Source organism: Mesorhizobium sp. CNPSo 4688 (genome assembly GCF_057784295.1).
Genome location: NZ_JBWLUY010000009.1, coordinates 305,405 through 326,778 on the forward strand (window position 1 = coordinate 305,405; position 21,374 = coordinate 326,778).

At 63.3% G+C, this 21,374-nt stretch carries 23 protein-coding genes; 14 read left to right on the forward strand and 9 right to left on the reverse strand.

Features of this window, described 5'->3' with window-relative positions:
* The first annotated feature begins 177 nt into the window (after positions 1-177).
* The gene (locus AC04SH_RS19395; protein WP_112563807.1) at positions 178-744 is read left to right on the forward strand and encodes a DUF6101 family protein; all 567 of its coding nucleotides are present in this window, start codon (positions 178-180) and stop codon (positions 742-744) included.
* Positions 745-994: 250 nt separating this feature from the next.
* Here the strand turns inward: AC04SH_RS19395 and ubiA are convergent, their stop codons facing one another.
* Both ubiA and AC04SH_RS19405 read right to left on the reverse strand, forming a co-directional pair.
* A complete protein-coding gene (ubiA, locus tag AC04SH_RS19400; RefSeq protein WP_488576307.1) occupies positions 995-1,978 on the reverse strand; it encodes a 4-hydroxybenzoate octaprenyltransferase in 984 nt (327 codons plus the stop codon).
* 51 nt (positions 1,979-2,029) lie between these two features.
* On the reverse strand, positions 2,030-2,941 hold the full coding sequence (locus tag AC04SH_RS19405; protein WP_488576256.1) for a LysR family transcriptional regulator: 912 nt from the start codon (positions 2,939-2,941) through the stop codon (positions 2,030-2,032).
* Between the two features lie 88 nt (positions 2,942-3,029).
* Between AC04SH_RS19405 and AC04SH_RS19410 the strand changes: the two genes are divergently transcribed.
* Together AC04SH_RS19410 and purD are read left to right on the forward strand one after the other, a co-directional pair.
* A complete protein-coding gene (locus AC04SH_RS19410; RefSeq protein WP_488576257.1) occupies positions 3,030-3,824 on the forward strand; it encodes a phytanoyl-CoA dioxygenase family protein in 795 nt (264 codons plus the stop codon).
* Positions 3,825-3,956: 132 nt separating this feature from the next.
* Positions 3,957-5,243 carry a phosphoribosylamine--glycine ligase gene (gene purD / locus AC04SH_RS19415; protein WP_488576258.1) on the forward strand — a complete coding sequence of 429 codons (1,287 nt, stop codon included), beginning with the start codon at positions 3,957-3,959 and terminating at the stop codon, positions 5,241-5,243.
* Positions 5,244-5,302: 59 nt separating this feature from the next.
* Here the strand turns inward: purD and AC04SH_RS19420 are convergent, their stop codons facing one another.
* Both AC04SH_RS19420 and AC04SH_RS19425 read right to left on the reverse strand, forming a co-directional pair.
* The gene (locus AC04SH_RS19420) at positions 5,303-6,415 is read right to left on the reverse strand and encodes a glycoside hydrolase family 25 protein (RefSeq protein ID WP_488576308.1); all 1,113 of its coding nucleotides are present in this window, start codon (positions 6,413-6,415) and stop codon (positions 5,303-5,305) included.
* A 163-nt stretch (positions 6,416-6,578) separates the two neighbouring features.
* Positions 6,579-6,815, reverse strand: a complete 237-nt coding sequence (locus AC04SH_RS19425; protein WP_488576259.1) for a hypothetical protein — start codon at positions 6,813-6,815, stop codon at positions 6,579-6,581.
* A gap of 201 nt (positions 6,816-7,016) precedes the next feature.
* Between AC04SH_RS19425 and AC04SH_RS19430 the strand changes: the two genes are divergently transcribed.
* From AC04SH_RS19430 to AC04SH_RS19455, 6 genes are all read left to right on the forward strand, one after another.
* Positions 7,017-8,786: an acyl-CoA dehydrogenase family protein gene (locus AC04SH_RS19430; RefSeq protein WP_488576260.1), complete on the forward strand. Its 1,770-nt coding sequence runs from the start codon at positions 7,017-7,019 to the stop codon at positions 8,784-8,786.
* A 32-nt stretch (positions 8,787-8,818) separates the two neighbouring features.
* On the forward strand, positions 8,819-9,574 hold the full coding sequence (locus AC04SH_RS19435; RefSeq protein WP_488576261.1) for a crotonase/enoyl-CoA hydratase family protein: 756 nt from the start codon (positions 8,819-8,821) through the stop codon (positions 9,572-9,574).
* 338 nt (positions 9,575-9,912) lie between these two features.
* Positions 9,913-11,238 (forward strand): hypothetical protein, encoded by a 1,326-nt coding sequence (locus tag AC04SH_RS19440; RefSeq protein WP_488576262.1) that lies wholly within the window; start codon positions 9,913-9,915, stop codon positions 11,236-11,238.
* A complete protein-coding gene (locus AC04SH_RS19445) occupies positions 11,231-11,815 on the forward strand; it encodes a hypothetical protein (protein WP_488576263.1) in 585 nt (194 codons plus the stop codon). Before AC04SH_RS19440 ends, AC04SH_RS19445 begins: the two co-directional genes overlap by 8 nt.
* A complete protein-coding gene (locus AC04SH_RS19450) occupies positions 11,812-12,408 on the forward strand; it encodes a hypothetical protein (protein ID WP_488576264.1) in 597 nt (198 codons plus the stop codon). Before AC04SH_RS19445 ends, AC04SH_RS19450 begins: the two co-directional genes overlap by 4 nt.
* Complete coding sequence (locus AC04SH_RS19455; protein ID WP_488576265.1) at positions 12,405-12,974, forward strand: hypothetical protein; 570 nt, start codon at positions 12,405-12,407, stop codon at positions 12,972-12,974. Before AC04SH_RS19450 ends, AC04SH_RS19455 begins: the two co-directional genes overlap by 4 nt.
* A gap of 99 nt (positions 12,975-13,073) precedes the next feature.
* Here AC04SH_RS19455 and AC04SH_RS19460 read toward each other — a convergent pair whose 3' ends face one another.
* Both AC04SH_RS19460 and pdxH read right to left on the reverse strand, forming a co-directional pair.
* Positions 13,074-13,706, reverse strand: coding sequence for a LysE family translocator (locus AC04SH_RS19460; RefSeq protein WP_488576266.1), 633 nt, complete (start codon positions 13,704-13,706; stop codon positions 13,074-13,076).
* A gap of 56 nt (positions 13,707-13,762) precedes the next feature.
* Positions 13,763-14,380, reverse strand: coding sequence for a pyridoxamine 5'-phosphate oxidase (gene pdxH / locus AC04SH_RS19465; RefSeq protein WP_488576267.1), 618 nt, complete (start codon positions 14,378-14,380; stop codon positions 13,763-13,765).
* Between the two features lie 40 nt (positions 14,381-14,420).
* Between pdxH and AC04SH_RS19470 the strand changes: the two genes are divergently transcribed.
* Positions 14,421-14,882, forward strand: coding sequence for an RT0821/Lpp0805 family surface protein (locus tag AC04SH_RS19470; protein WP_477233773.1), 462 nt, complete (start codon positions 14,421-14,423; stop codon positions 14,880-14,882).
* Positions 14,883-14,942: 60 nt separating this feature from the next.
* Here the strand turns inward: AC04SH_RS19470 and AC04SH_RS19475 are convergent, their stop codons facing one another.
* Positions 14,943-16,370, reverse strand: coding sequence for a M20 family metallopeptidase (locus tag AC04SH_RS19475; protein WP_488576268.1), 1,428 nt, complete (start codon positions 16,368-16,370; stop codon positions 14,943-14,945).
* 144 nt (positions 16,371-16,514) lie between these two features.
* On the opposite strand from AC04SH_RS19475, the gene AC04SH_RS19480 reads away from it, so the two are divergent.
* On the forward strand, positions 16,515-17,438 hold the full coding sequence (locus tag AC04SH_RS19480; RefSeq protein WP_436258855.1) for a DnaJ C-terminal domain-containing protein: 924 nt from the start codon (positions 16,515-16,517) through the stop codon (positions 17,436-17,438).
* 142 nt (positions 17,439-17,580) lie between these two features.
* On the opposite strand, the gene AC04SH_RS19485 is transcribed toward AC04SH_RS19480, so the two are convergent.
* A complete protein-coding gene (locus AC04SH_RS19485; RefSeq protein ID WP_488576269.1) occupies positions 17,581-18,216 on the reverse strand; it encodes a TetR/AcrR family transcriptional regulator in 636 nt (211 codons plus the stop codon).
* Between the two features lie 187 nt (positions 18,217-18,403).
* Between AC04SH_RS19485 and mddA the strand changes: the two genes are divergently transcribed.
* From mddA to AC04SH_RS19500, 3 genes are all read left to right on the forward strand, one after another.
* A complete protein-coding gene (gene mddA / locus AC04SH_RS19490) occupies positions 18,404-19,138 on the forward strand; it encodes a methanethiol S-methyltransferase (protein ID WP_488576270.1) in 735 nt (244 codons plus the stop codon).
* A gap of 226 nt (positions 19,139-19,364) precedes the next feature.
* On the forward strand, positions 19,365-20,186 hold the full coding sequence (fabI, locus tag AC04SH_RS19495; protein WP_203279085.1) for an enoyl-ACP reductase FabI: 822 nt from the start codon (positions 19,365-19,367) through the stop codon (positions 20,184-20,186).
* Between the two features lie 46 nt (positions 20,187-20,232).
* On the forward strand, positions 20,233-20,820 hold the full coding sequence (locus AC04SH_RS19500; protein WP_488576271.1) for a histidine phosphatase family protein: 588 nt from the start codon (positions 20,233-20,235) through the stop codon (positions 20,818-20,820).
* Between the two features lie 178 nt (positions 20,821-20,998).
* Here AC04SH_RS19500 and AC04SH_RS19505 read toward each other — a convergent pair whose 3' ends face one another.
* Positions 20,999-21,253, reverse strand: coding sequence for a DUF1344 domain-containing protein (locus tag AC04SH_RS19505; RefSeq protein ID WP_023747552.1), 255 nt, complete (start codon positions 21,251-21,253; stop codon positions 20,999-21,001).
* Between the last annotated feature and the right edge of the window lie 121 nt (positions 21,254-21,374).

Consider the following 21,374-nt stretch of genomic DNA (forward strand, 5'->3'; position numbering starts at 1 on the left):
AACATCTTGGGGCTGGTCTCATTCCGATAACCATCCCCTGAGATCAGCAAAATTTAACTGACTTTCTTAAGCGCAGCGGTAAGGAGCCCGCGCTACTGTTTCGCATAACGAGGCCGGGAAAACTGGCCCGGTGAGAACCGCAAAACGGCTCTCAGGAGAAACACAGGAAGGCAGTTGATGAACAGTGTACTGAAGCCCGTCTGGGCCGGGCGCAACATGCGTCTTGACCCATTCCGCCTGCCGCAAGTGGTGAGCTATGCCACGCGCGACGACTATGGCGACGTTACCTTCACCATCGACCAGCGAGGCGCCGTCATTCGCCGCACGCTCGAGATGAGCGGCCTGCCGGCGATCATCGCGCTGCCCGCCAATGCGTTTCGCGGCGTCGCCGCCCGCGCGATGGAGGATCCGGAAGGCAATGTGACGGTAACCCTGGAACTGCTGCACAACGACCCGATGCTGTCGGTGCCGCTGCTGGTGGCCGACGATCTCGACGACGTCGCCGCCGACTGGCGCGCCTGGGCCGATGCCTATCGGCTGCAGATGCTGCTGATCGAATCCGACGGCATTGCCCGCACACTGGAAGAATCGCTCGGCGCCGCCATCAAGGCGTTGCCGGCCAAGGATCGCCGCAAGGGCCGGGTCTCGACCACGCGCCGTCCGCGCTTCCTCGCCCGCCGCAGGGCCGGCGACCTCGGCCTGCGACTGGTTATTGATGGCGAAGAGATTATTTCGCGGGAGTAGTTTTTGCTTTACACGCGTTGGCGATTGGCGAACCGCCAATGACCGCCTCTTCTCCCCGTCACTATACGGGGAGAAGTGCCCGGCAGGGCGATGAGGGGCGGCGCTGACCAAGCCGGTTGTCTACTTCAAAAACCTGATCTAATGCGCGTGCCATCGCCGCTGTGCATCTCACCTTAACTGCAAAGGTTGGCGCTGCCCCTCATCCGGCTGCCGCCACCTTCTCCCCGTACAGAGACGGGGAGAAGGGAGCCTACACCAGCGGCTTCAGCGCCACCCACAGTGCACCGCCGATCAGGCCGACGAAGATCAGCCAGCCGACCTGGTTGTTCGATTTGAACAGCCGCAGGCACTGGTCGGCATCGTCGATATCCAGCACCGCTATCTGCCGCGCCATATGGGCGCCGGCGGCGATCAGCCCGGCCAGCGCCACCACCGGCGCCTGTGCCGAGGCAAAGGCGATGGCAAAGCAGACCAGCGTGCCGCCATAAAGCCCGACCAGCCAGGTCTTGGTGTTGTCGCCGAACAGCCGCGCCGTCGAGCGTACGCCGACAATGGCGTCGTCTTCCTTGTCCTGGTGCGCGTAGATCGTGTCGTAGCCGATCACCCACAGGATCGAGCCGATATAGAGCATGACGGCCGGGCCATCGAGATCGCCGAACTCGACCGCCCAGCCCATCAGCGCGCCCCAGGAGAAGGCGAGACCAAGCACGAATTGCGGCCAGTTGGTGAAGCGCTTCATGAAGGGATAGACGGCGACGATGACCAGCGAGGCAATGCCGAGCGGAATGGCGAAGTCGTTGAACTGCAACAACACGACAAGGCCCAGCAAGGCCTGGATCACCAGGAAAATCCAGGCCTGGCGGCGGGTCACCTTGCCGGCCGGCAGCGGCCGCGAGCGCGTGCGCTCGACCTTGTTGTCGATGTCCTGGTCGACAATGTCGTTATAGGTGCAGCCGGCGCCGCGCATGGCGACGGCGCCGACAAAGAACAGGAACAGGAACCACGGTGACGGCAGCAGCGTCAGCAGCGGGTCGGTGGGGCGCGGATAGGCGCTGGCCGCAAGCGCTGCCGACCACCAGCAGGGCCACAGCAGCAATTGCCAGCCGATCGGCCGGTCCCAGCGCGCAAGCTGCGCGTAAGGCCAAAGCCAGCGCGGCAATATCTTGTAGACCCAATGGCCGCTCGGCGCGTCGGCGACGCGGCCCTGGGCCGCTTTCGACTGGATGGTTTCCATCGTGCTGGAGTGGCAGCAGCAGCAGGCGCCGTCAAGCGGCCGCATTGTCGCTCAGGCGGTGAAAACATCGTGGCTGGCGAACCATTCCTTCGCCACTTCGATGAAGGCCAGCGCCGCCTTCGACAGCCTTTGCCTTGTGTCATGGGTGAGGATGATGCGCTGCATCGGCAGTGGATCCGACAGCGGCTTGCAGACCAGCGGCCGGCCGTCATAACTCCTGTCGCCAAAGGGCCTGGTGTAGCTCACCGCGACGCCGAAGCCGTTGGCGACCATGCTGCGCTGCAGTTCGAACGAACTCGTCGTCGATTGCGAGACCGGCGACAGGCCGCGGCTGAGGAACAGGTCCAGCATGTGCTGCCAGCTGTGCGGCTGGTCGGTGGTGATGAGAGGATGGGTCGCCAGCTCCGCCAGGCTGACGCTCGCCTGGCTGGCCAGCGCGTGGCCTTGCGGCAGCAGCGCGTGCGGCCGCAGCTCATGCAGCAGGATACGGGCGAAGTGCACGGGCAGGCCGAGATCATAGGTCAGGCCGAGATCTATTGCCGCATCGCCGAGGCGCCGGCCCAGCGTCTCAAAGGTCTCGTCGCGCACGACCACAGTGACCGCCGGACAGCGCTGCGAAAAAGCGCGGATCAGCGCCGGCGCGAAATAGGGCGCCAAATCCTCGAAACAGCCGAGCACCAGCTCGCCGCCGACATCGGCGTCACGCGTCCCCAGCCCAACCAGTTCGTCCGCCTCGGCCAGCACCTGCTTCGCCTTCGCCACCGCGCCGCGACCGAACGAGGTGAGCGCGATGCCGCTGCCGCGCTGGCGCACGAACAGTTTCTGGCCGAGCGTCGCTTCGACATTGTCAATTGCCACCGAGATCGACGGCTGCGAGACGTTCAGCATCCGGGCGGCCGCGGTGACGCTGCCATGCCGGGCGACGGCAACGAGATAGCGCAATTGGGTGAGAGTCAGGCTCATAGGCCAAAGCTATAAGAGGGATGAGAAGTTATTATTTTACGCGATGTGCGGCGGCTGCGATAGTCGATCCAAACAGGGGAGACATGAGATGGCCACCAGACATATCGATGCCGCCGCGATTGCCGACTACCAGCGCGATGGCGCGGTCTGCATACGCGGCGCCTTCAAGGACTGGGTCGGCACCATCGCCGCCGGCATAGAGCGCAACATGCAAAATCGCAGCGCCACAGCGTCTGACATCGCCAATGGCAAGGGCAGCTTCTTCGACGATTATTGCAACTGGGAGCGCATCCCCGAACTCGTCGATGTCGTGCGCAATTCGCCGGCCGCCGAACTGGCAGCGGCGGCGATGCAGTCGCGCAGCGCGCAGTTCTTCCACGATCATGTGCTGGTCAAGGAGCCAGGCACGCAAAAGCCGACGCCCTGGCACCAGGACATCCCTTATTACTTCGTCGACGGCACTCAGACCGTCAGCTTCTGGATCCCGATCGATCCGGTCAAGGAAGCGACGCTGCGGCTGATCGCCGGCTCGCACAAATGGGACAAGATGGTCTTGCCGGTGCGCTGGCTGAACGATGACAATTTCTACGCCGGCGAGGGCGACTATCGGCCGGTGCCCGATCCCGACAACGACCCGTCGCTGAAGGTGTTGGAATGGGAGATGGAGCCGGGCGACGCCATATTGTTCGACTTCCGCACCGCGCACGGTGCGCGTGGCAATTTGACGTCGGCGCGGCGCCGGGCGCTGTCGCTGCGCTGGGTCGGCGATGACGCGCGCTATGTCGAGCGCCCCGGCCGCACCTCGCCGCCCTATCCCGGCCATGACATGAAGCCCGGCCAGAAACTGCGTGAGGACTGGTTCCCCGTCATCTACCAGAGCTGATCCGGCCGGGAACGTTGTGCCCTCCGCGCGACGTTCCCGTGCGCAACCGGCATCGCGCAAGGTAAAACTCTTGACCCGCTGCGCTTGGCGCAATAGCGCAGTCCCTGTCGTGAAATGACAAGGGACATCGGCATGCGCGTTTTGTTGATCGGCTCCGGCGGCCGCGAACATGCCCTGGCCTGGAAGATCGCTGCCTCGCCGCTCTTGACCAAGCTCTATGCCGCGCCCGGCAATCCCGGCATCGCTCGCGAGGCGGAACTGGTCAAGCTCGACATCGCCGATCATGCCGCCGTCGCCACCTTCTGCAAGAACAACGCGATCGACCTCGTCGTCGTCGGGCCGGAAGGCCCGCTCGTCGCCGGCATTGCGGATGATCTGCGCGATCAGGGCATCCGCGTCTTCGGCCCGTCGAAGCGGGCGGCACGGCTCGAAGGCTCGAAAGGTTTCACCAAGGACCTCTGCGCGAAATACGATATCCCGACCGCCGCCTATGGCCGCTTCACCGATCTCGCCGCGGCCAAAGCCTATGTCGAAAAGGTCGGCGTGCCGATCGTCATCAAGGCCGACGGGCTCGCCGCCGGCAAGGGCGTCACCATCGCCATGACGCTGGATGAAGCGCTTGCTGCACTCGATGCCTGTTTCGACGGCGCCTTTGGCGAAGCCGGCGCCGAAGTGGTGGTCGAGGAATTCATGACCGGCGAAGAAGCGAGTTTCTTCTGCCTGTGCGACGGCACCACAGCACTTCCCTTCGGTACCGCGCAGGACCACAAGCGCGTCGGTGACGGCGACACCGGCCCCAACACCGGCGGCATGGGCGCCTATTCGCCGGCGCCGGTGATGACGCCTGAGATGGTCGAGCGCACCATGCGCGAGATCGTCGAGCCGACCATGCGCGGCATGGCCGAGCTTGGCGCACCCTTCGCCGGCATTCTGTTTGCGGGGCTGATGATCACCGACAAGGGGCCGAAGCTGATCGAATACAACACCCGCTTCGGCGATCCCGAATGCCAGGTGCTGATGATGCGGCTGAAGGACGACCTTTTGGTTCTGCTCAACGCCGCTGTCGACGGCCAGTTGGCGCACAGCTCTATCCGCTGGCGCGACGAGGCGGCGCTGACCGTGGTGATGGCGGCGCGCGGCTATCCCGGCACCCCGGAAAAGGGCTCGGTCATCCGCGGCCTCGAAGAAGCCGCCGGCGACAGCGTTGAGATCTTCCATGCCGGCACCGCCATCAATGGCGGTGCGCTGGTCGCCAATGGCGGCCGCGTGCTCAACATCACCGCGTCAGGCAAGACGGTCGGTGAAGCGCAAAGCCGCGCCTACGCCGCGCTCGATCGCATCGACTGGCCGCAAGGCTTTTGCCGCCGCGACATAGGCTGGCAGGCGGTGGCGCGGGAAAAGGCCGGCGCGGCCGGGTAAGCAATTCCAGGAAAAGTGGAAACCGGTTTTCCGTCCGGAATTGCGCAAAAACAAAGAGTTCAGCGCTCGCGAACGAACTCCGTCGAAGCGGTGCTGACCGGATCGGCGGCCTGGGAGAAGGCGGCCTCGAGCAGAGCGTCCGAGCGATACGCGGTCCGCTTCCACGCGACATATTCGGCAATGCCGAAGCGGGCGCGGCGCGGCACCGTTTTGACCACCGGCATGCGGAAGGCGGCGCGGAATGTCTGCCAGCGCGCGCCGAGCACCGCCACCATTTCCTCGACGGTCGGCGGCGTCGCCACATCGGCATAGGTGATGGTGACTTTGCCGGCCAGCCCCGCCTCACGCGAAACCGGCACCGGGATCGAGGCGAGGTAATCGGCCGGCACATTGATCAGGCCGCCAAAGGGCCATTGCTGGCGCAGCACGGCTGCATCCATCGGCGCGACGTTGACGTCGATGTCGTTGGGCGTGCCGGCGACCCGGTAGGGGCAGCGCAAACGTCCGCAATTGGCTTGCGCCGAAAACTGCCACAGCGCATAGCCCTGCCAGTTGCCCATCGGAAAATGCACGTCGATGTCGGGCTTGTAGCGCGCATACCAGAGCGGCAGCCGCGACAAGAGCCGATATTGATAGCGGTTGTCGGCGATGAACTGGGCGGTCTTGCCATTGGCGTAGAGTATCGGGAAACGGCCGATACGCCGGTGCACCTGGCGCACGAATTCCTCGGCATCGTCCAGCGACATCCACTGTGTCGGATCATTGCCTTCGAGGTCGAGGGCCATGAGATCGTCCGGCGCCGGTTCGGCAAAATCGATGAAATTGTTGGCCTGCTGGACCGGATTGCCGGGGCGGGCAAGATGATAGGCGCCCCATTTCAGGCCGAGCGCCTTGGCCACTACCTTGCGTGTCTGGAACAGCTCGCGCGTCACCGCATAGCGTTTCCACAGCGTCTTGCAGAGTTTGACCGTAATCTCGTCGCCATAGCAGAAATAGGGCGGCGGCAACCCGTCGGAGGCCTTGTTGATGAAGCCGACAATGCGCTTGTCGGTAGCAAGCTGCGACCAGTCGATGGAATTGTATTCATAGGCGTCGACAACGAGCGCGCGGTCGCCGTCCCGCCACGGCTCCGAGAAATCGGAAGCTTGTGCCGCAGATATCAGCGCCATCATCGCCGCGAGAGCGATCGCTGAGCGGCGAAGAAGATGCGCCGGCGTTTTCAAACAGGGAATCCCCGCTGACCAAACACCGATGGTGAACTGCTATGGTTAAGGAAATGCTTTCAGGGCGACATCCGATCTCCCCCACGAGGGGGGAGATTGCCAGCTCCGGAATTCAGCGACGCGTGATCGGCTGCACCTCGAACGGATCCGGCGCGGGCTCCTGCTGCAGTGTGCCTTCGGCAGCGCGCTTGCGGTGATGGGCAAGCGAGCATTTGGGCGAGCACAATATGCCGCGATCGGTCCAATAGGCGGGGCCTCTTTCGAGCTCGCCGTGATAATACCAGAAGCCGCTTGCCTGATACGGCAACCCGCATTCGATGCAACGGTAAGTCTCGGGTCTGGCAAGCATGGCAGGTTCCGGTTCGCTCTGGCGCCGGGGCGTCAACGGTCGGCTGCCCGGAGTCTAGCGCGGCTGGCAAAGATTGCAAAATCCGCGTGACAAAGTTTGACGTTTACGTAAAAAGAAAGTCGCAGGCCGCCCAAAGGCGGATGGTTTTGCGTCGTCCCGGGTCCTAGGATCGAGAGGGCGAGAAGCGGAGGAGAAAGCGGCATGTACAAGGCGCCGGTCGACGACATTTCGTTCACGCTGAAGCATGTCGCCGGCCTCAAGCCGGCGCTCGACAGCGGCGCGTTCGGCGACCTCGGCGAAGACCTTGTCGACGCCGTCCTGTCCGAGGCCGGCCGCTTCGCCAGCGAAGAGGTGGCGCCGCTCTACAAGATCGGCGATGAGCACGGCGCGGTGCTGAAAGATGCAGCCGTCACCACGCCGCCCGGCTGGAAGGCGCTCTACCGCAGCTGGGTCGACGGCGGCTGGAACGCGCTGTCGGGGCCGGAAGAATTCGGCGGCCAGGGCCTGCCCACCATGCTCGGCGTCGCCGCGCTCGAAATGTGGAACTCCGCAGCCATGGCCTTCGGCATCGGCCCGACGCTGACCATGGGCGCGGTCGAGGCGCTGGACAAGCACGCCTCCGAGGCGCTCAAGGCCAAATATCTGGCAAAGCTCGTCTCCGGCGAATGGATGGGGACGATGAACCTGACCGAGCCGCAGGCCGGTTCCGATCTCGCCGCACTGCGCAGCCGCGCCGAGCCTGCCGGCGACGGCACCTACCGCATCTTCGGCCAAAAAATCTTCATCACCTATGGCGAGCACGATTTCACCGACAACATCATCCATCTGGTGCTGGCCAGGCTGCCCGATGCGCCGGCCGGCACGCGCGGCATTTCGCTGTTCCTTGTGCCGAAACTCCTGGTCAATGATGACGGGACGTTGGGCGCGCGCAACGACGTCTTCTGTTCGGGCCTCGAGCACAAGCTCGGCATCCATGCCTCGCCGACCTGCACCATGATCTATGGCGATGGGTTCCGGGGTGCTGCGCCCGGCGCCATAGGCTGGCTGATCGGCGAGGAGAACAAGGGGCTCGCCTGCATGTTCACCATGATGAACAACGCTCGGCTGTGCGTCGGCATGCAGGGCGTAGCGGTTGCTGAAGCCGCGACGCAGAAGGCGATCGCCTATGCCAATGAGCGCCGCCAGGGCAAGGCGTCGGGCTATGCCGGCGCCGGCATGGCGCCGATCGTCCATCACCCGGACGTGCAGCGCAATCTGCTGACTATGAAGGCGCTAACTCAGATCGCCCGCGCCATCTCCTATTCCTGCGCCCACGCCATCGACCTGGCGCGGGTTTCGGCCGGCGATCAGGCCGCGCATTGGCGCGACCGCGCCAATCTCCTGACGCCACTGGCCAAGGCCTTCTCCACCGATGTCGGCGTCGACGTCGCGTCGCTCGGTGTCCAGGTGCATGGCGGCATGGGCTTCATCGAGGAGACGGGCGCGGCAGCGCTCTATCGCGATGCCCGCATCGCGCCGATCTATGAGGGCACCAACGGCATCCAGGCGATCGACCTGGTAGCGCGCAAACTGCCGCTCGGCGGCGGCGAACATGTGCATGGCTACATCGGCGAACTGAAGGCGGTCGCCGACGAGGTGCGGACCTCGAACCTGCAAGGGTTCGGCCGCACCGCCGAGACCCTCGACCGCGCGCTCGACGATCTCACCGAAGCGACGCGTTTCCTGCAGAAGCTGCTGGCCGAAGGCCGTCTCGACGAAGCGCAGGCCGGTGCGACGCCCTATCTCAGGCTGATCTCGCTTGCGGCCGGCGGCGCCTATCTGGCGCGTGGCGGGCTTGCCGAGCAAAACCGTATCGCCCTTTGCCGTTTCTTCGCCGAAAACCTGCTTGGCGAAGTCGGCGCCTTGAAGGAACGCGTCATCGATGGCGCCGACAGCCTCGCCGCCGCCGGCAAGACGCTGATATCAGCCTGAATACCTAAAGCGCTCACCAGGGAAAGATGACCGTGACAGACCATATTCTCGTCGAGCGCCAGGGCGCCATTCAGATCATCCGCATGAACCGCCCGGACAAGAAGAACGCGCTGACGCGCGCCATGTACGCGACAATGTCCACGGCACTGGCCGAAGGCGACGCCGATCCGGCGGTCCGCGTCCATGTCTTCCTCGGCGTGCCGGGCGCCTTCTCGGCTGGCAACGACCTCGCCGACTTCCTGGTCATCGCCACCGGCGGCGAGGGCGGCAACGAAGTCTGGGACTTCCTGATGGCGCTGGCCAAAACCGAAAAGCCGATGGTCTCGGGCGTCGACGGCATCGCGGTCGGCATCGGCACCACGCTCAACCTGCATTGCGACCTGACCTTTGCCACGCCGCGCACCGTGTTCCGCACGCCCTTCGTCGACCTCGGCCTGGTGCCGGAGGCAGGCTCCAGCCTGCTGGCGCCGCTCGTCCTCGGCAGGCAGGGCGCCTTCGCGCTGCTTGGCCTCGGCGAAGGCTTTTCCGCCGAGCGCGCCAAGGCCGCCGGTCTGATCTACGAGGTGGTCGAGGAGGCTGCGCTCGAGGCCGCTGTGCTGGCTGCTGCCGGCGCCATCGCCGCCAAGCCGCCGGAAGCGCTGAAGATCGCGCGTGACCTGATGCGCGCGCCACGCGACGAACTTCTCGCCCGCATCAAGGTGGAGAGCGAGCATTTCTTTGAGCGGTTGAAGTCCGATGAAGCGCGCGCCGCGCTGACCGCGTTCATGACGCGCAAGAAGGCAAGCTGATCTCACGGCACTGTCAGCTGCTGGCAGCTTCGAACGAAACACACGTCAGGCGCGTGTTTTTGACCTGTACACCGCAGTTTTCACGTCCTATCTCACTAGTCCGGCGGGCGGGGGGCTTAGAGCAATTCCAGGAAAAGTGTGAAGCGGTTTTCCCCGGAGAAAGCGCATAGCGCTTTCCCGAAGGGAATTGCGTCAAAGCTAGGAGATAGAGCGGTTTGCCGTTTCCCCGAAACGGTAAACAGCTCTAGTCGGTGGAGAGGACATGGCCCGCAACGTCGCTGCCAGCAATGCAACCTTCCGAGATGCCAAGAGGCCTGCATTGACGGATTGAGCGTCCGATGCTTGCCGATGTCTTGAAGCCGCTCGGCCTGACATTCAGGCTCTGGTGGCGCTTCTGGCCGCAACTGGTCGCCATGGTGCTGCTGGGCATTGTCGGCAGCGATCTGTTCATGCAGATCGCCGCGCGCACCGCCTTCCTCAACCACATGGCCGGGCTGGCGCTGCTGACGCTGGTGGCGCTGACGCAGCTCATCGTCACCGTCGCCATGTTCCAGACGCTGCTTCCCGGCCTGCCGGCGATCCGCGCCGCGCAGCAGGCGGCTCGTGGACAGGCGTCCGGCGAGACAGGTGCCGAAACGAGCAGCGGTGCTTCGCGGCTGGCGCGCATGGTCACCGTCGCGCTGCTGCCGTTCTTCGCCTACTACGCCGCCTGGGGCTTTCTCGGCGACACGGTGCGGCAATATTCGCGCGTCACCCTCGACATGGCGCCGTTCGGCGAAGGCGCGGGCAACGTGCTGGATGTGCTGGACTCGCGCTGGCTGGTGTTTTCAGTCGTCATCTCCTGGCTGGTCAGGCGTCTGGCCCAGGCGATGCAGAAACGCGGCGGGGCAAAATCCTTCTGGCAGATCGTCGTGGTGATCTGCGAAACCAACTGGATCTTCGTCGGTCTCTACGTCATCTCGCGCTGGAAGGACGACATCGTCGGCTGGATCATGAGCCGCAACATTTTTTCCGTCCTGCAGGCCGCAGCCGACGGCGTGGCCAACCCCGTCGCAAAAGCCTTTGCCGATCCGATGGTTCCGGTCGAGGTCACCTCCATCGACACGACAACAAAACTCATCGCGCTGTTCTTCTTCATGCTGCTGCCCGTGATCTGGCTGGTCATGACGGCGCTGATCTATGGCTACGACGTGCGCGACGACAAGGAACTGCTTCGCGTGCACGAACGGGTCGAGCGCCTCGGCGCCCGCTACCGCACCATTCCGAAATTCATGCGCGACTTCGTCGAGCACTTCATCTCGGGCTATCGCTCGCGCTATCTGCCGATCGCCAATGGCGTGCGCTTGACGCTGAGCTCCGGCTTCGTGCTCATCGTCACGCTTGTTGTCGGCTATCGGCTGATCGATTGGTTGGCGGCCTGGGCGTGGCTGGGCGCGACCCGCATCATCGGCCCGCACGATCTCGACACCTGGCAGGTGCTGTCCGAGGGTGTCTCGCTGCTGTTCGGCAGTGCCTTCCAGGACTCTTCGACCGGCATTCTGGTCGAGCCGCTGCGCATCTGCTTCCTCGCCGCGATCCTCGAAACGGCCTTCGCGTTGACCAAGCGCCAGACCGGCGGAAGTGTGCAACAGGCCGGTCCGGCGAGGGCGGCGCAGGATGCTTGAGACCGCCCGCTCCAAGCTGAAAGCATGGCTCGCCGCCGGCATCGGCACGGCGGCGGCGATTGCCGTTGCCGGTGTGCTCGGTGCCTTCGAGGCAAGGCATGCGCAAGTACCGGTTCTGGCTCCTGCTGGCCCGATCGAAACCGGGCAATGGCTGCTGCAGCCGGTGAAGGCCTATGTCAGCGCAGAGAAATATGTCTACGGCACGTTGCGCAAGCCCGGCACGAAAGCGCTGGTCTTCGAGGTCGACATGACCAACCGTACGGCCCAATCGACGAAGGATTATTTCGAGCTCCTCCAGGCAACCCGGCCGCTGTTCGACCCGGCAACAAAACCCTACATCGTGCTGACGCGCGACGAGACGCTGTCGCCGGAACTGCATCCCGGCATGACGGAGCGCATGGCCTATGTCTGGGATCTGCCGGAAGGTGGCGCCGTGCCGGCAAACCTTGGCCTGACGGTCATCCGCAAGATCTACAAACAGCGCGACAACCTCTACGGCCTGCCCGGCTGGTTCAATCCGAGCCCGGTCGGCACACTGATCATTCCTGTCGCACCCGATACTGGAGGCCAGCCATGATGCGCAGACTGGCCAATCTCGTCCTGCTGCTTGTCGCCGTGGCGTTCTGCTACGGCCTGCAGATGTCGAAGCCGCATTATGCCGACCTGATCGGCCCCATTCCCGTATGGGGCAAGGTGGGAGATACAATCGTTGGACGCAGCTTCGAGGTTCGCGCCGAAAAGCTGGAGTTTGCGCGCAAGCTCAAGACGGACCGGTTCGGCGAGACGAAGGTGTTGACCACCGGCGGCGTGTGGGTCGTGGTCACGGTGGCGTTCGCGGCCACAGACAGATCGACATCAGTCGCGGTGGCGTCCTGGCGCGGACCAACGGGGCTGACCTACGACCACACCGAGCGGCTGTCCTTCATCAACAACGGCTTTCTCCCCGTGACGATCGATCCCGGCCTGCCGCGGAAAGCGAGGCTGGTCTTCGAGGTGAGACCGGAGGACGTCGGCAACGCGACGGTGCTGATCTCGAGCAAGCTGCTGGCGGCGCTCGATTCACAGGCCGAGATTTCGATCGGACCGGTCGCTGCCGGTTCCGACGGCATGCCTGTCGGCACCGTCGACACGCTCGATCTGTCGCAGCCGATTGATGGGCAACCGAAATGACGGCGCAGAGTGTGGTTCAGGACAATGGCGTTGGGGAGAAAAAGTGGCGGCGCCGCAGCCTTTGGGCGCTGCTTGTGCTCATTCCACTGACCCTGGCTGTGGAAGCCTACGACAGCGTCAAGGCGCTGCTCGGCGACAATGATCTGTTTGGGCGCCGCGTCGCCTGGGGCCAGAGTGCGCATTTCGGCGGCAGCGACTGGAAATTGACCGACCTGCGCGGCGCCTTCGGCATGAAGAACCTGCCGCCCGATTCCGAACCGGTGCTGGCCGATTTTTCGGTGACCGTGGGCGATCCCGACCTGCAGAAGCGATGGCTTGGCTGCAAGGTGATGCTGATCGATGGCGAGGGACGGCGCTGGTCGCCGACGTCTATTGTCTCACTGAGAACGCCGGACAATGTGCAGACCTGCGTTTCGGCGATCTTCTCCGGCGCCAAGACCGGCGACACGCTCAATCTGCGCGAGACGTTCCTGGTGCCGAAGGAGGCGACCAAGACGATACGTCCGGCGGTCGGGCTCGGCAGCGAACGGCCGCATTTCCTGCTGTTTCAGCTGGAAAACGATTGATCCCGCGCTGTCGCAGTAATTCCCGGATCATCACGCCATTCAACCCGCCGCAGAAAATGGCATGGTTATGGGCCTGATGCCGCCTGGACGGATGAGCCGCTACCGGTGTTCGGCGGCGATGCGGATACCCAAGCCGATCAGCACAATTCCGGTCACGCCTTCGATGGTGCGGCGGATCGATGGCCGGCGCAGGAAATCCCCCGCTTTGGCCACGACCGTGGCATAGAGCGCCAGCCAGGTGAAGGTCATGACGGCGAACACCACGCCGAGACCGAGCAGCGCCGCGAAGCTTTCCCCGCCGGGCGGTACGAATTGCGGCAGCAGGCTGGCGAAAAACACCGCCATTTTGGGATTGCCGAGATCGCTGATCAGCCCTTGGCGGTAGGCGGTCGCCGCCGTCAGCCGCCGTGCCGGCCTCGTGACATCAGCCATGTCCTGCTGGTGGGACGGCCATAGCGCCTCCTGCAGCGCCCTAAATCCGAGATAGACGAGATAGGCGGCACCCGCATATTTGACGGCAAGGAACAGCGGCTCCGAAGCAACCAGCAGGGCGACGATGCCGGCGCTGGTGGCCAGCGCCCAGATCGTCTGGCCGCTGGAGATACCGAGCGCGGTGAAGACGCCCGCCGCACGCCCGCCAAGCAGCGTGTTGCGGATGGTGATGGCGGTGTCGGGACCGGGCGTCGCAAGCACGATGAAAGAGACACCGAGAAAGGCCAGGAACAGGCTCATTGGATTCTCCCTTTGCAGCCAGATCAGTTTAGGATCGCCGCGCCATTTCACAAGCGTCAGGGGTAAAGCCGCGTCTTGTCCCAGCCGCCTTCGGCGTTGCGCGAAAAGACCAGGCGGTCGTGCAGCCGGAACGGCCGGTCGTGCCAGAACTCGATCGCCTGCGGCACGATGCGGAAGCCAGACCAGTGCTTTGGCCGCGGGATCTCGCCGATCGGGTAGCGTGCCGTGTACTCGGCCACCGCTTTTTCCAGCGCGAAGCGGCTTTCCAGCGGCCGCGACTGCTTCGAAGCCCAGGCGCCGATGCGGCTGCCGCGCGGCCGCGTCGCGTAGTAGGCGTCCGCTTCGGCGTCGCTGACGATCTCCACCGGACCGCGTATGCGCACCTGGCGGCGCAGCGATTTCCAGTGAAAGCACATCGCGGCCTTCATGCTGCCAAGAATCTCGCGGCCCTTGGCGCTCTCGAAATTCGTGTAGAAGACAAAGCCGCTTTCATCGAACCCCTTGAGCAGCACCATACGCACATCCGGCATGCCGTCGGCATCGACGGTTGCCAGCGCGACGCCGTTGGCATCGTTGATTTCGCTCTTTGTGGCGTCCTCCAGCCAGGCGGCAAAGAGCCGGAACGGCTCGGCGGCCTCGGTAAAGTCACCAGTTGTTAACTCAGTGTCACTCATAGTTTTTCTCAAATTGTCTCGAAACTCAGGAGGTTGCCGATTGTCGCGTATCGCGCAAGCTTTTGACAGCGGTCAATGGAGCGCTTTCGCTTCGGCCAGTTCGAAAGCCGTGATCGTGATCGTCGCCTTGCCGCTTGCCGCCTGCGGCGCCGGCGGCTTCAGCCTGGAAAAAGCCGAGGTCGACCGCTCCATCGTCACCTCGAGTGCGCCGGCGCAGGCGACATCGACGGACGCCGATAACGCTTCCGACCAGACCACGATCGGCAATGCGGTCTCTTCAGCCGACTTAGAGGAGCTTCGCGGCCAGGCCGTGCCATGGGCGAATGCCGGCACCGGTTCGCGCGGTTCCATCACGGAACTCGCCGAGTTGCAGGACAATGGCCAGACCTGCCGGAGCTTCACCGCCTCGCGCGAAAGCTTCGACGGCGTCGCTTTGTTCAAGGGAGAACTGTGCATGGCCGGCGCCGGCGGCTGGCACATGCAGGACTTCAAGGCGCTTTAAGTGTTCCAGACCGCATGTTTGGCCCACATCGATAGGGCGACTGTGCGCCAAGAGCTGACCTCAAGTGGCCTCGACACCAATGTCTGCTTTCCGAAGGCCTGAGCGAGTCATTGGCTGTCCGTTCGGCACGCCCAAATCCCAGTAAAGTCCTGCCATCAGCCCCAAGCCTTCTCGGGCAATGGCAAGCGGCAGATGCTCATTGGGTGCGTGCTGCGAACACCCCGGATAAGAATGCGGAACCCAAATGGTAGGCATTTCAAGAGTTTCGGAAAAGACGTCGTTCGGGAGTGACCCGCCGAGGCTTGGCAGAATAGCGGGTTTCTTTCCCGTCGTACGGGCGATCGAATCTACCACCCAATTGACCCATGGATGGTTCGGATCGAGCCGCGTCGCGTGAAAAACTTCGTCGCGTGCTTTCGCAATCTGCACGGTCGAAAATCCGTTGCGGTCCAGATGACGGCGCAAGGCAGGGAGGATTTTCTCCACGTCCACGCCGATGACGAAGCGAAGCTGGCAACGCGCCCAGGCTCGGGATGGGATGGCGCCAACAGGCGTCCTTGGGTTCCCCGCCTCGAGAGCCAGAACCGAAAATGAGCACCACGCAAAAGCCTTCTCCGCAGAGGTCAGCCCAGGCTCGCCCCAATCGGGATCGATTTTGGGCTCGTCCGTGCCGTTCTCCACCTCACAGTCCGCAAGTACGCGTCGTACATCGTCGGGAATGCTTGTCGGAAGCCACTCCGGAATCCGAATTTTTCCAGTCGGCTCGGTGATGCTCGCAATGGCATGGGCAAGTTGAATGGCGGGATCCGAGAGGAGACCGCCCCAGTTTCCCGAATGATGGCTGCCCTTGCGCGCGTCGATCCAGATGTCGAAGGAGATAGAGCCGCGCGAGCCCAAAAAAACGGTCGGCCTTTCGGCGGTGAGGCGGGGACCATCCGAGGCGATCAGCACGTCCGATCGAAATAATTCCTTGTGGGTCTTGGCCAGTTCCCGCAGGCCAGGCGAGACCCGTTCTTCCCCCATTTCGATCAGATACTTGGCATTGAAGCCGAGCCTTCCGCGCGTCTCGATCACGGCTCGAAGAGCGCCGACGTTTATCGAATGCTGACCCTTGTTGTCGGCGACGCCGCGTCCGTACCATTTGTTGTCACGTTCGGTCAGACGCCACGGGGAAAGTCCCTCGTCCCACTCGTCATCCAACCCGCGAATCACGTCGCCGTGGCCATAGCCAAGTACCGTCGGACGTGCCGTGTCTTCTGTGCGTTCGGCGAAAAAGAATGGCCAGCCGTTCTGGCTAAGCGTTCGGCAGGCAAAGCCAAGCAGTTCGAATGTCGGCTTTATCTCAGCCTCGATATATTCAACCAGCACATGTTCGCGATCAGGGTTCTGACTTTCTGTCGGCATGCCAACCCGACGGGCCAAATCCTCCCGAAAAGCGCCTGAATCGAAGTAGGCCTCCGATCGAGCTATCGCAGCCTCGCGTGTCATGCCTTCAGCCTAGCATCGGTGGTCTTGGACGGCCAGTCGTGCTTCAATTTCGCCGTCTATGTGGCTATGCGCCACTGGAATTTCTTCCTATGCGAGCGCATATAGGGGGCAACGTGGATTCACTCTTTTTCCAGGGCAGGACGCATGCGCGACCCCTATGAGGTGCTGGGCGTTGCCAAGAACGCATCGGCCAAGGACATAAAATCGGCCTACCGCAAACTCGCCAAGAAGCATCATCCGGACCAGAACCCGAATGATCCAAAGGCGAAGGACCGGTTTGCCGCGGCCAACCAGGCCTATGAGGTGATCGGCGACGAGAAGAATCGTGCGGCGTTCGACCGCGGCGAGATCGACGCCGACGGCAAGCCGAAATTCCAGGGTTTTGAGGGCGCAGCCGGTGGCGGCGATCCGTTTGGCGGCTTTCGCCGCCAGCAGGGCGCCGGCGGCTCGCGCTTCGAATTCCGCTCGGGCCGTCCAGGTGGCGATCCGTTCGACGGCAACAGCGACATTTTCAGCCAGATCTTTGGCGACGCTTTTTCCGGCGCGCGCGGCGCCGGCGACCGCCGCCAGCCGGTGCAGGCAGCGGACCTCAACGTGACGCTCGACGTCACCATCGAGGAGATGGCGACCGCCGAAAAGGTGACGGCTATGTTCCCCGACGGCCGCAAGATCGCGGTCAAGCTGCCGGCCTATGTCGAGGAGGGCCAGACCATCCGGTTGAAGGGCCAGGGCGAGCAGGGACCGGGGCAGCCGGGCGATGCACTGGTCAAGATCCATATCCGCAGGCACCCACGCTATCGCATCGAGGGCCGCGATCTGCATGCCGATCTGGAGGTGGCGTTGGCCGATGCGGTGCTGGGCGCCAAGGTACCGGTCGACACGCCCACCGGCAGGCTGGCGGTCAATGTCCCGGCCTGGTCGAGCTCGGACAAGGTTCTGCGTCTCAAGGGCAGGGGCTTGCCGGAAAAGGCCGGTGGCCATGGCGATCTCTACGCCCATGTCCGCATCATGCTGCCGGAAGGTGGCGACAGCGAGCTCGAAGCGCTGATGCGCGGCCGCAAGGGCTGACGCGGCTGCATTTCGCCTGCTAGAGCAATTCCAGGAAAAGTGTGTGCGGTTTCCCGGAAAAGCGCGTAGCGCTTCCCCTTGGGAATTGCGTAAAAACAAAGAGATAGAGCGGTTCGCTGTTTCCGTGAAACGGTGAAACGCTCTAGGCGTCGGGCGCTGCTTCCTCCATGCGCCGGATGGTTTCGCCGAAGCGGCGCAAGGCCTGCCGCACCGGGACATGCGGGCTCTCGATCTCCAGCAGGATCATCGTCTCGCTGCCAAGGAAGGCCGCGCTGACAAGGCTGGTCACTTCGGCGGCGGAGAATGGCCCGAGGCCGCCGAACCGCCGCTCCGCCTCTTGCGCCAGTCCGTCCAGCAGTTCGAACCAGCCGCGCAGGTCGCGGCGCACCGCCTTGGCGATTTCGGGGCTCGACAGGCCTGCAGCGATCATCTCGTGCAGGATCCGGACATAGCCGGACGCCAGATCATCATCGAGGAAATCACAGGCGCGCTCCCAACGCCGCCACAGCGGCATCGGTGCTGCAAACGTCTCCGCCTGGCGCTTTAACAGCCCCTCGTTCAGATGGTCGAGCAGGGCCAGGAACAGCCGTTCCTTGGAACCGAAATGATAGTGGATCTGGCTGAGCGGAACGCCGGCGATCTCGGCAACCCGGCGCGTCGACAGGTCGGCATAGCCACCTCGATACAGGCATAGTTCGGCTGCCGAAATCAGTTCGGCGCGCGTGTCGCGCTTTGGCTTGTTCTGGGGCGGGGCGACGGCTTTGACAGCGTCCGTCATACGGTGTGCCTGCCGTTGGAATCGGCACAATCTGGGCGGGTCATCGGTTCTCCTGTCCGAGGCTGGGCGTCTCGCCACCATATCTCGGTCGAGCGACCGATCAAGTTGACTCGCTAGTAAATTTGTGGTTTTTGACCATGAATTCGGTCGACCGACCGAATCTTGATGCTTGGCAGGAGGGGCAGTCATGGCGGGCGTAATCACCCTTATCTACGGCGTTGCCGCATACCTGATATTTCTCGGTTCGTTTCTCTATGCGGTTGGTTTCGTCGGCAACATTGCCGTGCCGAAATCGATCGATTCAGGGATCGTGGGAAGTCCGGTCGAAGCTGTCCTCGTCAACGCGCTGCTGCTCGGACTTTTCGCCGCCCAGCACAGCATCATGGCGCGGCCGGTTTTCAAGCGCTGGTGGACGCGGATTGTCCCGCACGCGGCCGAACGCAGCACCTATGTGCTTTTGGCCAGCCTCATCCTGCTTTTGCTCTACTGGCAATGGCGGCCGGTCCCCGGCCCCGTCTGGACGGTCGAGAACCCGTTCTGGGTCGCCGTCCTCCATGGCGTGTTCTGGCTCGGTTGGGCTGTGTTGCTGATCAGCACCTATCTGATCAACCATTTCGAGCTGTTCGGCCTGCGCCAGGTCTTCGCGGCTTTGCGCAAGGGCAAACTGCCGGAGCCGGTGTTCAGGACGCCGCTTTTCTACAAATGGGTCCGGCACCCGATCTATGTCGGCTTTCTCCTGGCCTTCTGGGCGACGCCGTCCATGACATGGGGCCATCTGCTCTTCGCAGCGGGCAGCACCGGCTACATCCTGCTCGGCATCTTCCTCGAGGAACGCGATCTCGTCGCGATGTTCGGCGATCAGTACCGCCTCTACCGCAAGCGGGTGGGCATGCTCATTCCCTGGCGCAAAGTCGCTGAATAGGGTCGCATCCGATGCCGACCGGCCGATTCGGCTGGTCGGTCGCGGACCTGTGCCGTCGAGGCGCGCTGGCCGCAGTGAGCCATTTGAAGCTCACAAACACGTTACATACCCCTAATCGTTGTTTGCCCAGTGTCTGAATTGAACGCGCGGCCCGTCTGCGCTTGATGCGCCTTTCTGCCTGTGCGATAGGCACTCCAAAGCAGAAAATCTTTCGGAGAGCGCTGACATGGCGGGTGGACAGGGCCTTATGGCCGGCAAGCGCGGGCTTATACTGGGCGTCGCCAACAACAGATCGATCGCCTACGGCATCGCCAAGGCCTGCGTCGACCACGGCGCCGAGATCGCGCTGACCTATCAGGGCGAGGCGTTCAAGAAGCGCGTCGAGCCGCTGGCGGCGGAACTCGGCGCCTTTGTCGCCGGCCATTGCGATGTCACCGACCCGGCGAGCCTCGACGAGGTTTTCGCCAATGTCGCCAACCATTGGGGTGGCAAGCTCGACTTCCTCGTCCATGCCATCGCTTTTTCCGACAAGGACGAGCTGACCGGCCGCTATGTCGAGACGACTCGCGACAACTTCCTGCGCACCATGGACATTTCGGTCTATTCCTTCACCACCATCGCCAAGCGCGCCGAGGCCTTGATGACCGATGGCGGCTCGCTGCTGACGCTGACCTATTATGGCGCCGAAAAAGTGATGCCGCATTACAACGTCATGGGTGTCGCCAAGGCCGCGCTCGAAGCCAGCGTGCGCTATCTCGCCGTCGATCTCGGCGGCAAGAAGATCCGCGTCAACGCCATCTCGGCCGGGCCGATCAAGACCTTGGCTGCTTCGGGTATTGGCGATTTCCGCTACATCCTGAAGTGGAACGAGTACAACTCGCCGCTGAAGCAGACCGTCACCCAGGAAGAAGTCGGCGATTCCGGTGTCTATTTCCTGTCCGACCTGTCGCGTGGCGTCACCGGCGAAGTGCACCATGTCGATTCCGGTTACCACGTCGTCGGCATGAAGGCGGTCGACGCGCCGGATATTTCGACCGTCAAGGATTAGTTCTGCCGCTATCTCTGCCCGTCTGTCCTGCTTTCCGGAAGACCTGATGGTTCCGCTCGTCTACATCGTGCGCCACGGCCAGACGCAGTGGAATGCCGAGTTCCGGCTGCAAGGGCAGGCCGACACCGATCTCAATGAACTCGGCCGCGAGCAGGCGACCCGCAACGGTCGACGGCTGGCCGAACTGATTGAGAAGCCCGAAGATTTCGACTTTGTCGCCAGCCCGATGAAGCGGACGCGCGAGACGATGCAGCGGCTACGCTTGGCAATGCAGCTCGATCCCGACGCCTTTCGCACCGACCCGCGCCTGGTCGAGGTGCATTTCGGCGACTGGCAGGGGTTCACCTTTGCCGAACTCGAGGCGCGTAGCCCCGGCTCGGTCAAGCCGCGCCGGCGCAACAAATGGAATTTCCAGCCCCCGGGTGAGGGCGCCGAAAGCTACCAGATGCTGCTCGAACGGGTGAAGCCGTGGTTCGAAGCGCTGGACCGCCAGACGGTCTGCGTCACCCATGGCGGCGTTGTCCGGACCCTGTTTCGGATGGTCGAAGGTGTTTCCGAAGACGAAGCGGCGAGGCTGGAAGTACCGCAGGACCGCGTGCTCAGGCTGCAAGACGGGCGTCTGGAGTGGCTTTAGGCTAAGCAATTCCAGGAAAAGTGTGAAACGGTTTTCCGTCCGGAATTGCGTGAATCAAAGAGATAGCCGGAGCATCGAGCGGCCGAACAAACAGGACGTCCGTCCTGTTTTGTCCGCAGAGCGAAAAACCCTGTTCGATGCCGGTCCTATTCGGTGTCGGCCTTACTCGGTGTCGGCCTTACTCGGTATCAGGCAGTTCCATGTCGGTGACGACGTTCTCGCCATTCGTCACGTCATAGGCGATCACGATATCCATGCCGGGCTTCAGCGAGTCGAGATCGGTCTCGGCGTTGAGCTTGTAGGACTTGCCGTCCTCCAGCGTCAGCGTCAGCGCGTCCTTGTCGACCTTCTTGATCAGGCCTTCGGTCTGGCCGGCATAGGCGGCGGTGGAAATCAGCAACATGGCGGCAGCAGCGCCGATCAGGGTACGCATCGTCGTCCTCTTTGTCATTGCGCCTGCACGGGTGGCGGCGAGCTTTCAACGGGCGGATGGAAGAGAGCAGAAACCAACCGAATGTGTCAAAACTAAAACCGCCGGATCACAGTTTGACCGC